This window comes from Kitasatospora sp. NPDC015121, assembly GCF_055562955.1.
The window spans coordinates 224,251-236,766 of sequence record NZ_JBVHEH010000015.1 but is presented as its reverse complement, the minus strand read 5'-3'; the positions used below and the strand labels follow the sequence as shown (position 1 = coordinate 236,766).

The 12,516-nt window shown below is 74.2% G+C and carries 13 protein-coding genes; 8 read left to right on the top strand and 5 right to left on the bottom strand.

Going from position 1 to position 12,516, the window contains the following annotated elements; translation table 11 throughout:
* Positions 1 to 11 precede the first annotated feature (11 nt).
* Together ACZ3J7_RS23980 and ACZ3J7_RS23975 are read right to left on the bottom strand one after the other, a co-directional pair.
* Positions 12 to 239, bottom strand: a complete 228-nt coding sequence (locus tag ACZ3J7_RS23980) for a 4Fe-4S dicluster domain-containing protein (protein ID WP_465624509.1) — start codon at positions 237 to 239, stop codon at positions 12 to 14.
* 90 nt (positions 240 to 329) lie between these two features.
* The gene (locus ACZ3J7_RS23975; protein WP_465624507.1) at positions 330 to 1,094 is read right to left on the bottom strand and encodes a GntR family transcriptional regulator; all 765 of its coding nucleotides are present in this window, start codon (positions 1,092 to 1,094) and stop codon (positions 330 to 332) included.
* 212 nt (positions 1,095 to 1,306) lie between these two features.
* On the opposite strand from ACZ3J7_RS23975, the gene ACZ3J7_RS23970 reads away from it, so the two are divergent.
* Positions 1,307 to 1,684: a VOC family protein gene (locus ACZ3J7_RS23970; protein ID WP_465624505.1), complete on the top strand. Its 378-nt coding sequence runs from the start codon at positions 1,307 to 1,309 to the stop codon at positions 1,682 to 1,684.
* Between the two features lie 3 nt (positions 1,685 to 1,687).
* Here ACZ3J7_RS23970 and ACZ3J7_RS23965 read toward each other — a convergent pair whose 3' ends face one another.
* Both ACZ3J7_RS23965 and ACZ3J7_RS23960 read right to left on the bottom strand, forming a co-directional pair.
* A complete protein-coding gene (locus ACZ3J7_RS23965; protein WP_465624503.1) occupies positions 1,688 to 2,398 on the bottom strand; it encodes an MOSC domain-containing protein in 711 nt (236 codons plus the stop codon).
* 129 nt (positions 2,399 to 2,527) lie between these two features.
* A complete protein-coding gene (locus ACZ3J7_RS23960) occupies positions 2,528 to 3,268 on the bottom strand; it encodes a cyclase family protein (RefSeq protein WP_465624501.1) in 741 nt (246 codons plus the stop codon).
* A 104-nt stretch (positions 3,269 to 3,372) separates the two neighbouring features.
* Between ACZ3J7_RS23960 and ACZ3J7_RS23955 the strand changes: the two genes are divergently transcribed.
* The 6 genes from ACZ3J7_RS23955 to ACZ3J7_RS23930 all read left to right on the top strand — a co-directional run bounded on the left by ACZ3J7_RS23955 (position 3,373) and on the right by ACZ3J7_RS23930 (position 9,004).
* A complete protein-coding gene (locus ACZ3J7_RS23955; protein WP_465624499.1) occupies positions 3,373 to 4,026 on the top strand; it encodes a UbiX family flavin prenyltransferase in 654 nt (217 codons plus the stop codon).
* A 142-nt stretch (positions 4,027 to 4,168) separates the two neighbouring features.
* Positions 4,169 to 4,630 carry an Lrp/AsnC family transcriptional regulator gene (locus ACZ3J7_RS23950; protein WP_033250846.1) on the top strand — a complete coding sequence of 154 codons (462 nt, stop codon included), beginning with the start codon at positions 4,169 to 4,171 and terminating at the stop codon, positions 4,628 to 4,630.
* A gap of 26 nt (positions 4,631 to 4,656) precedes the next feature.
* A complete protein-coding gene (locus tag ACZ3J7_RS23945) occupies positions 4,657 to 5,619 on the top strand; it encodes a threonine ammonia-lyase (protein ID WP_465624496.1) in 963 nt (320 codons plus the stop codon).
* Positions 5,620 to 5,672: 53 nt separating this feature from the next.
* On the top strand, positions 5,673 to 6,836 hold the full coding sequence (gene mqnE, locus ACZ3J7_RS23940; RefSeq protein WP_465624494.1) for an aminofutalosine synthase MqnE: 1,164 nt from the start codon (positions 5,673 to 5,675) through the stop codon (positions 6,834 to 6,836).
* Between the two features lie 212 nt (positions 6,837 to 7,048).
* Entirely contained in the window at positions 7,049 to 7,963 is a 915-nt protein-coding gene (locus ACZ3J7_RS23935; RefSeq protein ID WP_465624492.1) for a L,D-transpeptidase family protein, read from the top strand.
* A gap of 96 nt (positions 7,964 to 8,059) precedes the next feature.
* A complete protein-coding gene (locus ACZ3J7_RS23930; protein ID WP_465624490.1) occupies positions 8,060 to 9,004 on the top strand; it encodes a beta-ketoacyl-ACP synthase III in 945 nt (314 codons plus the stop codon).
* A 168-nt stretch (positions 9,005 to 9,172) separates the two neighbouring features.
* Here ACZ3J7_RS23930 and ACZ3J7_RS23925 read toward each other — a convergent pair whose 3' ends face one another.
* Positions 9,173 to 9,814 (bottom strand): TetR family transcriptional regulator, encoded by a 642-nt coding sequence (locus tag ACZ3J7_RS23925; protein ID WP_465624488.1) that lies wholly within the window; start codon positions 9,812 to 9,814, stop codon positions 9,173 to 9,175.
* A 304-nt stretch (positions 9,815 to 10,118) separates the two neighbouring features.
* Between ACZ3J7_RS23925 and ACZ3J7_RS23920 the strand changes: the two genes are divergently transcribed.
* Positions 10,119 to 12,482, top strand: coding sequence for an outer membrane protein assembly factor BamB family protein (locus tag ACZ3J7_RS23920; RefSeq protein ID WP_465624486.1), 2,364 nt, complete (start codon positions 10,119 to 10,121; stop codon positions 12,480 to 12,482).
* Positions 12,483 to 12,516 lie beyond the last annotated feature (34 nt).

Below are 12,516 nucleotides of genomic sequence, written 5' to 3'. Positions count from 1 at the left end.
CTGACGCTTCCTCAACGAATCAGGTAGGGCATGTTGACGGTGACCGCCCCGGTGGGGCAGCGGGCGGCGCAGGGGCCGCAGTACCAGCACTCGTCCACGTGCATGTACGCGGTGCCGCCCTGCTCGTCGATCGCCAGCGAGTCCAGCGGGCACATGTCGACGCACAGGGTGCAGCCGGCGATGCACAGCGAGGCGTCGATGGTCACGGGCACGTCGGTGCGCTGGTCGGCGAGCGCCATCGGTCCAACTCCAGGGTGAGGAAGGTCGGTTCGGGTCTGTTCGGTTCGGGTCTGGCCCGGTCTGTACTGGTCTGTCCAGTCCTGTCCGGGTCAGGCGAGGTCGCGGAGCAGGCGGCCGCGCATGGCCAGCCGGTCGCCGCGGAAGCGCACGTACTCCAGGTCCACCGGCCGGCCGTCGGCCAGCGTGGTGAGCCGCTCCAGCATCAACAGCGCCGCCCCGCGCGGGACTTCGAGCACCGCGGCGGAGTGCGCGTCGGCGTTGACGGCCTCCAGGGTGATGTCGGCGGCGCCCAGCGGCTGCCCGGCGGCCTCCTCGATCAGCCGGAACACGTCCCGGTGCGCGAGGTCGGCCGGCTCCAGCAGGGCGCCGATGTCCGGCGCCAGGTAGGTCAGGTCCAGTGACAGCGGCAGCCCGTTCAACCGGCGCAGCCGCTCCACGTACACCACGTCCGCCCCGTCCGGCAGGCCGAACCGGCGGGCCACCGCCCCGGGCGCCCGGACCGGCCCGAACGAGCGGACCTCGTTCACCACCTCGCCGTGCTCGTGCAGGGTCTCCGCCAGGCCCTCCAGCCGGTTCAGCCCGTGCGGCACCTTCTCCGCCGCCACCAGCGTCCCCGACCCCGGCACCCGGCGCACCAGGCCCTCGCCGCGCAGCAGGTCGAGCGCCTGCCGCACGGTGTTCCGGGACGCGCCGAACTCCCGGGCCAGCGCGTCCTCGTGCGGCAGCGGACCGGTCCCGAACGCCTCGCTCAGCACCTGCTGCCGCAGCACGTCCGCGACCTGCCGGGCCCGGTCGGCCCGCGGCCGCCTGGCCGGTCCGCCGCTCCGGCTGCGAACGGTGTTGTCGCTGGTCATCGGGTCTGCTCCGGCCCTCGGTTGCGCTGTCGGCGGCAACCCTAGGGCCGGGGCGCCCCGGTTTTCGTTGCCGGACCATTACGCCACCTGACGGCCCGTCGGTAACCGCTCCCACCTGCGCGGACGCCGCCCCCGCCGGACGAACCGCCACCCGCCGCGCCGATGCGCCATGCTGGGAGGCGGGGGACACCGCGAGCGGAACGGGGAGCACGATGATCGGCACACTGCAGTGCGTGGTGCTGGACTGCCACTACCCGGCGGGCCTGGCCCAGTTCTACGCCGCCCTGCTCGGCGGCGAGGCCGACCGCCCCGACCCGCGCTGGACGCTGGACGAAGCCTGGTCCACCGTCCACCTGCCCGACGGCCGGGTGCTCTGCTTCCAGCGCGTCGAGGACTACCGCCCGCCGATCTGGCCCGACCCGGCCCACCCGCAGCAGCTCCACCTCGACATCGACGTCGCCGACCCCGCCGCCGCCGAGGCCGAGGCGGTCGCCCTCGGCGCCGAGGTCAGGGCCTGGCACGAACGCTGGACGGTCCTCACCGACCCGGCCGGCCACCCGTTCTGCCTGGTCGCGCACCGCTCCGCCTGAGCCTCACGCCAGCGAGAGCGCGTCCCCGACCCGCAGCCGCCCCGGCCGGGCCACCGCGGCCAGCGCCGCCAGCTCGCCGTCCCGCTCGTGGACGATCGCCTTCAGGATCTCCGGCGAGTGCGGCAGCCCGGGCTGCGCCGCCCCGACCATCGCGCACCGGGGGCTGGCGCGGACGAACGCCAGCCGCGTCCCGCCCTTCACCCGGCCCTCCCGGCCGAACCAGCCGTCCTCGCTGAACGGCGGCGTCCCCGGCGGGGTCCGCAGCAGCACGTTCGGCCGGAACCGGCGCTCGTCCACCACCGCCGACGGCACCGTCCGCGCCACCCAGTCCAGGGTGGCCGTGGTGAGGACGCTCACCGGCAGCTCGTCGAAGTGCGACACCGCGTCCTCGCGGGCCAGCGCGACGTCCTCCTGCTCCAGGTAGGCGCGCAGGAAGGAGTCCGGGTCCGGCACCGGCATCCCCAGCGGGTCGAACAGCTCCGGGCCGTCGATCCGGACGCCCAGCCGGGCGCTCAGCCGCAGCAGCCCGTCCATCCGCCGGAAGCGCCGGGTGCTCTTCCCGGAGCCGAGCTTCCCGACGCCGTCGCGCACCGCGTACAGGCGGTCGCCGACCAGGCCGCGCTCCTCCACCTCGACGGAGTCCAGCAGCTCGCCGCCCGCCGACTTCACGGGGTAGCGCCACAGGCGCTCGACGACACCGACGATCTCAGGCATGGCGGGAGCCTAGCGGGGTGCTCCCGGCGTGGTCTAGACCAAGTCGCCGACGCGAGGGGAGCGTTGGCGCCTCCCGCGTCCCGTCCCCCCGTCCCGTCCCCGCGTCCCGTCCCCGCGCGCCGCGCCCGCTCACCCGATCCGCGCCACCGCCCGCACCGGCGCCCCGTCCGCCGCCGTCAGCCGCAGCGGGAACAGCGAGACCTCCACCGGCCGCCCCGCCGCCTGCGCCTCCAGCAGCGCCGACAGGTCGGTCAGGTTCTCCGCGATCACCCCGCCGCCCTCCGGCCCCAGCAGCACCCGGTGCGCCGTCAGCGTCGCCTGCTCCGGCTCCGGGTCGTGCTCGTCCGCCAGCTCCGCCAGCAGACTGGCCACCCCCGGGTCGGACGGGCCCGGGTCCGGCGTCGGGTCCACCGAGAGCGCGTCGATGCCCACCGTCCGCACCCCCGCCGCGACGATGGCCGCCGCCGCCTCCTCGGCCAGGTACGGGTGCGCGAAGTACCGGTCCGTCCCCCAGTACCGCGGCCACCCCGTCGCCAGCAGCAGCACCGTCCCCGGCCCGGAGACCGCGAGCGCCCCGGCCAGGTGCTCCGCCGTCACCTCGCCCCGGGCCGGCAGCCCCCGCAGGTCCACCACCACCGCGGGCCCGGTGAACAGCTCCAGCGGCAGCCCGTCCAGCGTCGGCCACCGCACGTCCAGGTGGTACGGCGCGTCCACGTGCGTCCCGGTCTGCGACCCCAGGTGCACCGCCAGCACGTTCACCCCCTCGCCCGCCACCGTGAGCGCCGCCCGCAACTCCACCCCCGGATCCCCCGGATACACCGGCATCCCGGTCACCACCGGATGCGTCAGATCCACCAACTCGGCTGCCATGCACCCATTGTGACCCGCCGGACGGCCCCCCGCCCGGGGCCCGGGGAACGGCGGGCCCGTGCTGCGCGGCGGCCCCCGACCGCCCGCCCCCCACAATGGGAACCATGAGCACCACCCGCAAGCCCTGGGTCGTCGGCGTCTCCGGCGCCAGCGGCACCCCGTACGCCGCCTCGGTGGTCCGCGCGCTGCTGGCCGCCGGGGAGTCCGTCGACCTGATCGTCAGCCGGGCCGCCCGCCTGACCATCCTGGACGAGACCGGCGTCTCCTTCCGCGACGCGCACTGGCGCGCCGACCTGGCCGCCTGGCTCGGCACCGGGGAGGCCGAGCTGGCGGACGTCCGCCACTGGTCCGCGGGCGACTTCGCGGCCGGCCCGTCCTCCGGCTCGTACCCGGCGAAGGGCATGCTGGTCGTCCCGGCGACCACCGGCGCCGCGGCCGGCATCGCGCTGGGCCTGTCCAAGGACCTGCTGCAGCGCACCGCCTCGGTCACCCTCAAGGAGCGCCGCCCGCTGGTGCTCTGCCTGCGCGAGACCCCGCTGACCGGCAGCACGCTGCGCCACCTGGTGGCGCTGGACGAGCAGGGCGCGGTCGTCCTGCCGGCCTCGCCGGGGTTCTACGCGGGCGGTTCGACCGCCCGCGAGCTGGTCGACTTCGTGGCCGGCCGGGTGCTGGACGCGGTCGGGGTCCCGCACGGGCTGTACCGCCGCTGGTCGGGCACCCTCGGCGAGGCGGCGAGCACCCCGGAGAACCACCCCTGAAACCGGCCGCGCCGGGGCGAGTGAGCGCCCTCGTTACGGGAGAGTATGTTCTCTGGGATACCCGGGTTGATCGGCGCGCGGCGCCTTGGATTCCGGATAATGATCTGTGGTTCTGGTGAGGTTCGGAAGGACGCGGCAGGCAATGGACTCTGTGGACAGACAGCTCATCCAGGCACTCCGGGAGAACGGCCGCGCCTCGTACGCCGAGCTGGGCCGCCTGGTGGGCCTGTCCGGGCCGAGCGTGACGGACCGGATCAACCGTCTGGAGCAGGCGGGCGTGATCACCGGCTACCGCGCCACGGTCAACCCGGCGACCCTCGGCTACGGGGTGACGGCGCTGATCGGCCTGCAGCTCACCGACGCGGCCGACCACGACGACGTCTCGCACCGGCTGAAGGACCTCCCCGAGGTGGAGGACTGCTGGTTCATCGCGGGCGACGACTCGTACATGCTCAAGGTCCGGGTGCCGGACGTCGAGGGCCTGGAGTCGGTGGTCAAGCGGCTGTCCGGCACCAAGGGGGTGGCCCGGACCCGGACGACGGTGGTGCTCTCCACCAAGTGGGAGAACCGGGTCAGCGAACTCCCGCTGCACCCCGCCGAATAAGCCCCGCCCCCGGAGGAGCGCCCGCCATGCCCCTGGTCGACCTGGAAGACCTGCGCGCCGCCCAGCGCCGGATCGCCGGCACGGCGGTGCGCACCCCGCTGCTGCCCTGCCCGTGGGCCGAGGACGGCGGGCGGCGGCTCTGGCTGAAGCCGGAGAGCCTCCAGCCGACCGGGGCGTTCAAGATCCGCGGCGCGATGAACCGGCTGGTCGCGCTCACCGACGAGGAGCGGGCCAGGGGAGTGGTCGCCCAGTCCAGCGGCAACCACGCCCAGGCGGTGGCGTACGCGGCGCGGCGGCTCGGCATCAAGGCGGTGATCGTGATGCCCGACACCTCGCCCGCCGTGAAGATCGAGAACACCCGCTCGTACGGCGCCGAGGTGGTGGTCGTGACCGCCGAGCAGCGCGACACCGTCCCGGCCGAACTCGCCGCCGAGCACGGCTACGTGTGGGTGCCGCCGTACGACGACCCGTACGTCGTCGCGGGCCAGGGCACCGTCGGCCTGGAGATCGCCGAGGACGCCCCGGACGAGCTGGACACCGTGCTGGTGCCGGTCTCCGGCGGCGGGCTGATCGCCGGGACGGCCGCCGCGCTCAAGCTGGCCTGCCCGGGCGTCCGGGTGGTCGGCGTGGAGCCGGAGCTCGCGGCGGACGCGCGGCAGAGCCTGCGCGAGGGCGTCCGCACCGCCTGGCCGGTCGCCGACACCTACCGGACCATCGCCGACGGCCTGCGCACCCCCTCGGTCGGCGTGCTCCCGTTCGAGCACATCACCGCCTACGTGGACGACATCGTCACCGTCTCCGAGGACGAGATCCGGGCCACCGTCGCCCTGCTGGCCCGCCGCGGCCGGCTGGTCGCCGAGCCCTCCGGCGCGGTCGCCCCCGCCGCCTACTTCCACCGCGCCGACGAGCTCGGCGGACGGGTGTTCGCGGCCGTGGTCAGCGGCGGCAACCTCGACCCCGCCCTGCTGGCCGGTCTGCTGGCTACCTAGGCGTAGTCTCGGTTCCGGCAACGAATCGAAGTCGCAAGGAGGCGGAGCGCCGCATGGACGCAGGGCTCAAGCGCGAGCTGGAGGCGAAGGTCTACGCCGGTGAGCGGCTGACCCGCGAGGACGGGATCGCGCTCTACGGGAGCGACGACCTGGCCTGGCTGGGCGGGCTGGCGCACCACGTGCGGACGCGGAAGAACGGCGACGTCGTCCACTTCAACGTCAACCGCCACCTGAACATGACCAACGTCTGCAGCGCCTCCTGCGCGTACTGCTCGTTCCAGCGCAAGCCGGGCGAGAAGGACGCCTACACGATGCGGATCGAGGAGGCCGTCCGGCTCGCCAAGGCGATGGAGTCGGAGTCGCTGACCGAGCTGCACATCGTCAACGGCCTGCACCCGACCCTGCCGTGGCGCTACTACCCGCGCTCCCTGAAGGAGCTGAAGGCCGCGCTGCCGAACGTCTCGCTGAAGGCGTTCACCGCCACCGAGATCCACTGGTTCGAGCGGATCAGCGGCCTGAGCGCGAGCGAGATCCTGGACGAGCTGATCGAGGCCGGCCTGGAGTCGCTGACCGGCGGCGGCGCGGAGATCTTCGACTGGGAGGTCCGCCAGCACATCGTCGACCACGACACCCACTGGGAGGACTGGTCGCGGATCCACCGCCTGGCGCACGAGAAGGGCCTGAAGACCCCGGCCACCATGCTGTACGGCCACATCGAGGAGCCCCGGCACCGGGTCGACCACGTGCTGCGGCTGCGCGAACTGCAGGACGAGACCGGCGGCTTCCAGGTCTTCATCCCGCTGCGCTACCAGCACGACTTCCACGACTCCAAGGACGGCAAGGTCCGCAACCGCCTGATGGCGCGCACCGAGATGGCCACCGGCGCCGAGGCGCTGAAGACCTTCGCGGTGTCCCGGCTGCTGTTCGACAACGTCCCGCACGTCAAGGTCTTCTGGGTGATGCACGGCGTCACCACCGCCCAGCTGGCGCTCAGCCACGGCGCGGACGACATGGACGGCTCGGTGGTCGAGTACAAGATCACCCACGACGCGGACAACTTCGGCACCCCGAACAAGCTGGGCCGCGACGACCTGCTCGGCCTGATCCGGGACGCCGGCTTCCGCCCGGTCGAGCGCAACACCCGCTACGAGGTCATCCGCGAGTACGACGGCCCGGACCCCGCGCGCCGGGAGACCCCGCAGGCGATGCGCCTCTGACCGTCCGGCAGCCGCCCCCGACGGGCCCGTCCGCGCCCGGTGACCGCTTCCGGCCACCGGGCGCGGGCCGTTCCCGGGGGGCGCGTGGGATGGGAACGCGCAACCGGGGCAGCCGCCGTGGCGGAGAAACGTTTCCCCGGGCGCGTATGCTCACAGGCTCATCACACGGCCCGGGTTCCGTCACGTCCATGAGGTCTGGAAGGATCGTCCGCATGTCCGGTTCCCACCGCTCCGCCTCGCACCGCCGTCCGGCCGCCGCGCCGTCCGACCGGGACGAGGCCGGACAGCCCCAGGGCCGAGCCGCCGCCCGCCGCAGCCGCCGCAAGCCGAAGGCGCGCCGGGCCCGCAAGTTCACCGTCGGCACCGCGACCCTGCTGGCCCTGGCGGCCGGCTGGTTCACCGTCGGCCCCGGCCGGGACTTCCAGGACGCCACCGCCAGCGCGGCCCCCGACCGCGAGCCCGAGGTCGTCCCGATGCAGGCCGCCGAGGCCCAGCACACCGAGGCGCCCGCCGCGGACCGCTCCGACCGGGACCGGATCACCAGCATCCCGGGGATCGGCGCCGACTGGATGGCCAAGGTCCCGGCCGACACCCGCCAGCTGCTGGTGGCCAGCGGCCAGGGCAAGGACTCCTCGGACACCACCGTCACGCTGTGGACCCGGGGCGAGGACGGCGGCTGGCAGGCCGGCCAGGCCTGGCCCGCCCACAACGCCTACAAGGGCTGGACCACCGACCACCGCTCCGGCGACCTGCGCAGCCCGATCGGCCTGTACTCGCTCACCGACGCGGGCGGCCGCAAGGCCGACCCCGGCTCCAAGCTGCCGTACGACGAGAACCGGAACTTCGTGATGTCCGGACGCGGCTTCAACGACGAACCGCTGGCCGGCTCCTTCGACTACGTGGTCGCGATCAACTACAACCGGGTCGAGGGCAGGTCCCCGCTCGACACCACCTACCCGCAGGGCGCCGCCAAGGGCGGCGGCATCTGGCTGCACCTCGACCACGGCGGCCCCACCCACGGCTGCGTCTCGCTCACCGAGGACCACATGGTCGAGCTGATCCGGACCCTGGACCCGGCGCTGCACCCGATGATCATGATGGGCGACGCCCCCTCGCTGGCCGCCTGATCAGCGGCCGGTTGTGAGGCCCCTACAGCTTCCGGCACCCGATCCTGTGCCAGGGCGTTACCTCCCGACTCACCGGTAACCCGGTTGAGTGGCTGTATGACCGCCTCCCGCATCGTGGCGCTTGGCCACCACCAGCCGTCGAAGATCCTCGGCAACGACGAGCTCTCGGCGATGGTCGACACCGACGACGAGTGGATCCGCTCCCGGGTCGGCATCCGCACCCGGCACATCGCGGAGGACGAGACCCTGGTCGACCTCGCGGTCGCCGCGGCCGAGAAGGCCCTGGCCAACGCGGGCGTGACGCCCGACCGGGTCGACCTGGTCGCCGTCGCCACCTGCACCGCCGTCGAGCGCAGCCCCAACACCGCCGCCGCCGTCGCCGCCCGCCTCGGCATCCCCGCCCCCGCCGCGTACGAGCTGAACACCGCCTGCTCGGGCTTCTCGTACGCGCTGGCCACCGCCGACCACGCGATCCGGGCCGGCGCGGCCACCCGGGCGCTGGTGGTCGGCGTGGAGCGGATGTCCGACATCATCGACTGGACCGACCGCACCACCTGCGTGATCTTCGGCGACGGCGCGGGGGCCGCCGTGCTGGAGGCGGTCCCCGACGAGCGGGCCGGGGTCGGCCCGGTGGTGTGGGGCTCCGCGCCGGAGAAGGGCGAGGCGGTCGCGATCAGCGGCTGGAAGCCGGTCATCAGCCAGCAGGGCCAGACCGTGTTCCGCTGGGCCACCACCCAGGTCGCCCCGCTGGCCCGGAAGGCCTGCGAGAAGGCCGGCGTCGAGCCGTCCGAGCTGCGCGGCTTCGTCGCCCACCAGGCCAACCTGCGGATCATCGACGCCATCGCCGGCAAGCTCGGCCTGGCCGAGGACGCGGTGGTCGCCCGCGACGTCGTCGACTCCGGCAACACCTCCGCCGCCTCCATCCCGCTCGCCCTCTCCAAGCTGGTCGAGCGCGGCGAGCTGAACAGCGGCGACCCGGTGCTGCTGTTCGGCTTCGGCGGCGGCCTGGCCTACGCCGGACAGGTCGTGCGCTGCCCCTGAGGGCCCGCGGACACGACGAAGGGGCGGCCGGGAGGTGAATCCTCCCGGCCGCCCCTCCGTCCGTTGAAGGACGGCGCTCCGCGGTACGTCGGCGAACCTCCCCCGAGGCACGGCCGCATCCGACACACCCGGACAGGAACCGGGGCCGAGCGCCAGTGGGCTGCTGTCTTACTTCGGCGGCTTCTTTCCGGTGACTCCCAGGTACACCTGGAGCGCCAGGTTGGGCTTGAGGTCCTTGACCTTCACGCCCCACGAGGTGAACGCCTTGCCGTGCTCGGCGGCCGCGGCGAGCAGCGACACCAGGGCGCCGGCGATCGCCGCCGGTTCGACCGTCTTGTCGGTCTTGCCCTGGTTGTTGCGCACGGCTTCGGCGAGTGGGCCCGCCACCGAGTTGAGGACCTTCATGCGGATCTTGAAGAACCGCTTGTCCCCTTCCGCGGCACCGAGTGTGACCACTCGGAGAATGGCGTCATTCTTGCGCCAGAAGGCGAGGAATCCGTCCACCAGTTCTTCGGAAGTGGTGAAGCCGGACTTTCCCGCCCAGGACTTTCCATCGACGAGCTCTTTGAGCCCGCCGCTGTCCTCGGCCATTTCCTCGGCGATCTCAAGGACTGCGCCCTCGACATCCGGGAAGTACTGGTAGAAGGTCGCGGGGGAGGTTCCCGCCATACGGGCGACGTCGATGACCTTGACGTCCCGGTACGGCGACGTGCTGAGCATCTCGCGGAGGCAGTCGAGCAGCTTCTGCCGCGTCTCCTGTCCGCGCCGCCCGGCGACGCGACCGTCGACGGTGCGAACTTGTCCTGTCATGCCGTCAGCTTACAGCGGCAAGATCTTGGCGCTAATCGGTAGTGCGACTATTAGTCCGGGTGAGGGGGGAAACCGTGCCTTTTCCGCGTGAGTTGTTGCCCCCCCGTGTGCTGATGACCCCACAGCGTGACGACAAGTCAGCTGAGGGGGCCCCGGCGGCCGCCGCCGGGCCACTCGGAGGGGGCGGCTCCGGTACCCGGGGGCGTGTCCCGGGCGGGGGAGATTGGCTCCCGGGCGGCGGGCATTGGAGAATCGGGGGGCGCCACCGCCGGGGGGCGTTGGCGGAAGGGGAGGTGGCTGAGGAGTGGACCAGCTGACGGCGCACGATCCGAGGCGGATCGGGCCCTTCGAAGTGCTGGCCCGGCTCGGCGCGGGCGGCATGGGCCTGGTGTACCTGGCCCGGTCGGCCTCGGGGCGCCGGGTGGCCGTCAAGACCGTCCGCAGCGAGCTGGCCGAGGACAACCTGTTCCGGGTCCGCTTCGCCCGCGAGATCGCCGCGGCCAAGACGGTCGGCGGCTTCTACACCGCCGCCGTGGTGGACGCCGACGCCGACGCGGCCGTCCCGTGGCTGGCCACCGCGTACGTGCCCGCGCCCTCGCTGGAGGACCTGGTCAACGACTGCGGGCCGCTGCCCGCCGACGCGGTCCGCTGGCTGACCGCGGGCATCGCCGAGGCGCTGCAGTCCATCCACGCGGCCGGCCTGGTGCACCGGGACCTCAAGCCGTCCAACGTGCTGGTGGTCGAGGACGGGCCGCGGGTGATCGACTTCGGCATCGCCGCCGGGGTCTCCAGCACCCGGCTGACCATGACCAACGTCGCGGTCGGCACGCCCGCGTACATGTCGCCCGAGCAGGCCCGGGACAGCCGCAGCGTGACCGGCGCCAGCGACGTGTTCTCGCTCGGCTCGCTGGTGGTGTTCTGCGCCACCGGGCACCCGCCGTACCGCGGCTCCAACCCGGTCGAGACGGTGTTCCAGCTGCTGCGCGACCAGCCCGACCTGTCCGGGCTGCCGGCCGAGCTGGTCGACCTGGTGCGGGCCTGCATGCGCCCCACCGCCGAGCACCGGCCGACGCCCGCCCAGATCCAGGCCGAGCTGGCCCCGCACCTGTTCTCCCGGGCGGACGCCTCCGGCGAGGCCGGCGACTGGCTGCCGCCCGCCGCGCTCGACCTGATCGAGGCCAAGCGCAGCAGCAGACGTCCCGTCACCGCCCAGCAGCCGCCGCCGGCCCGCCCGCAGCCCCAGCAGCAGCCGCAGCCGCAGGTCGCGCTGCCGGCCCAGCCGGTCGGGCCGCCGCCGCTACCGCCCGCCCCGGTCGGGGCGCCGGTCGCGGCGCCCGGGCCGGTCTCCGAGTCCGAGGTCGCCACCGAGCGGGTCCGCCCGCACCGCCGCCCGGAGCTCCCGGGCCCGTCCGGTCCGGCCCGCCCGGCCGGCTCCGACGCCGAGATCCGGCTGCCCGGGGCGCACGTGCCGATAGGCCCCGGGCCGCGGGTGGAGCCCGCCGCGCCCCCGGCCGTCCCGGCCGGCACCGACTGGGTGCGCCGCAGCTCCGCCCCGTCCGCCGCCCCGCCGCAGCCCGCGGCCCGCTGGCGGCCCTGGCGGTTCCGGATGTCGAACGACGTGTGGGGCACCCCGGTGGTCGCCGACGGCACGCTGTTCGCCTCCAGCTTCGAGGTGCACGCGCTGGACATCGGCTCCGGCGAGCGCCGCTGGAAGACCCGCGACGTGGCCTGGGCGCTGGCCGTGGACGGCGGCCGGCTGCACGCCGCCGACGGCCCGCACCTGTACACGGTGGACGCCTCCGACGGCACCGAGCGCTGGCGCCACTCGCTGGACGGCTGGGTGTACGCGCTGGACGCCGCCGACGGCGTGCTGTGCTGCGGCGTGCGCGGCGGCGGCGTGCAGCTGCGCGCCGCGGCCACCGGCGCCGAGCTGTGGCGGACCGACGACGCCCAGCAGGAGTACGAGAACCCGCAGTCCGGCCCGGCGCTGATCGCCGGCGCCGCCTACTACCAGGGCGGCGGCCGCCTGCACTGCGTGGACCCGCTGGGCGGCGGGGTGCGCTGGGCGGTGCCGCTGGGCGGCGAGGTGCCGTCCCGCCCGGTCGAGCGCGGCGGGGTGCTGTACGTGACGTCCGGTCAGCGGGTGCACGCGCTGGACGCGGCCACCGGCGCCGAGCGCTGGCGGTTCGACGCGCCCGTGGTGCTGTTCACCCCGCCCGCGGTGGACGGCCGCGCGGTGTACGTCGCCGACTACCTCGGCACCCTGTACGCGCTGGACGCCGCCACCGGCCACGGCCGGTGGCGGGCCGCCACCGCCGCCCGGCAGGGTGCCGAGCCGGCCGTGGTCGCCGACGGGACGGTGCTGCTGGGCTCCGGCGACACGCTGTTCGCCTTCGAGGCGGCCGGCGGCCGGGAGCGCTGGCGCTACACCACCCGGGGCGAGCTGGTGGGCTCCCCGGCGGTCGCCGAGGGCCTGGTCCACCTGGGCAGCCGCGACCACTCGCTGCACACCCTGGAACTGGCCACCGGCCGGCTGCGCTGGGAGCTGGGCACCAAGGGCGAGCTCACCGGCTCCCCGGTGGCGGTCGGCGGCCGGGTGTTCGTCGGCTCCAAGGACCGCTGCGTGTACGCGCTGGACTCCTTCTACGGCACCGCCGTCCCGCAGTAGGCGGCGCGCAGACGCCACGGCCACGGCCCCGGAC

Coding starts and splice junctions, on each gene's coding strand:
- mqnE (WP_465624494.1), top strand. CDS start 5,673: ATGGACGCAGGGCTCAAGCGCGAGCTGGAGGCGAAGGTCTACGCCGGT.
- ACZ3J7_RS23925 (WP_465624488.1), bottom strand. CDS start 9,814: ATGACAGGACAAGTTCGCACCGTCGACGGTCGCGTCGCCGGGCGGCGC.
- ACZ3J7_RS23980 (WP_465624509.1), bottom strand. CDS start 239: ATGGCGCTCGCCGACCAGCGCACCGACGTGCCCGTGACCATCGACGCC.
- ACZ3J7_RS23970 (WP_465624505.1), top strand. CDS start 1,307: ATGATCGGCACACTGCAGTGCGTGGTGCTGGACTGCCACTACCCGGCG.
- ACZ3J7_RS23975 (WP_465624507.1), bottom strand. CDS start 1,094: ATGACCAGCGACAACACCGTTCGCAGCCGGAGCGGCGGACCGGCCAGG.
- ACZ3J7_RS23930 (WP_465624490.1), top strand. CDS start 8,060: ATGACCGCCTCCCGCATCGTGGCGCTTGGCCACCACCAGCCGTCGAAG.
- ACZ3J7_RS23935 (WP_465624492.1), top strand. CDS start 7,049: ATGTCCGGTTCCCACCGCTCCGCCTCGCACCGCCGTCCGGCCGCCGCG.
- ACZ3J7_RS23960 (WP_465624501.1), bottom strand. CDS start 3,268: ATGGCAGCCGAGTTGGTGGATCTGACGCATCCGGTGGTGACCGGGATG.
- ACZ3J7_RS23955 (WP_465624499.1), top strand. CDS start 3,373: ATGAGCACCACCCGCAAGCCCTGGGTCGTCGGCGTCTCCGGCGCCAGC.
- ACZ3J7_RS23945 (WP_465624496.1), top strand. CDS start 4,657: ATGCCCCTGGTCGACCTGGAAGACCTGCGCGCCGCCCAGCGCCGGATC.
- ACZ3J7_RS23965 (WP_465624503.1), bottom strand. CDS start 2,398: ATGCCTGAGATCGTCGGTGTCGTCGAGCGCCTGTGGCGCTACCCCGTG.
- ACZ3J7_RS23950 (WP_033250846.1), top strand. CDS start 4,169: ATGGACTCTGTGGACAGACAGCTCATCCAGGCACTCCGGGAGAACGGC.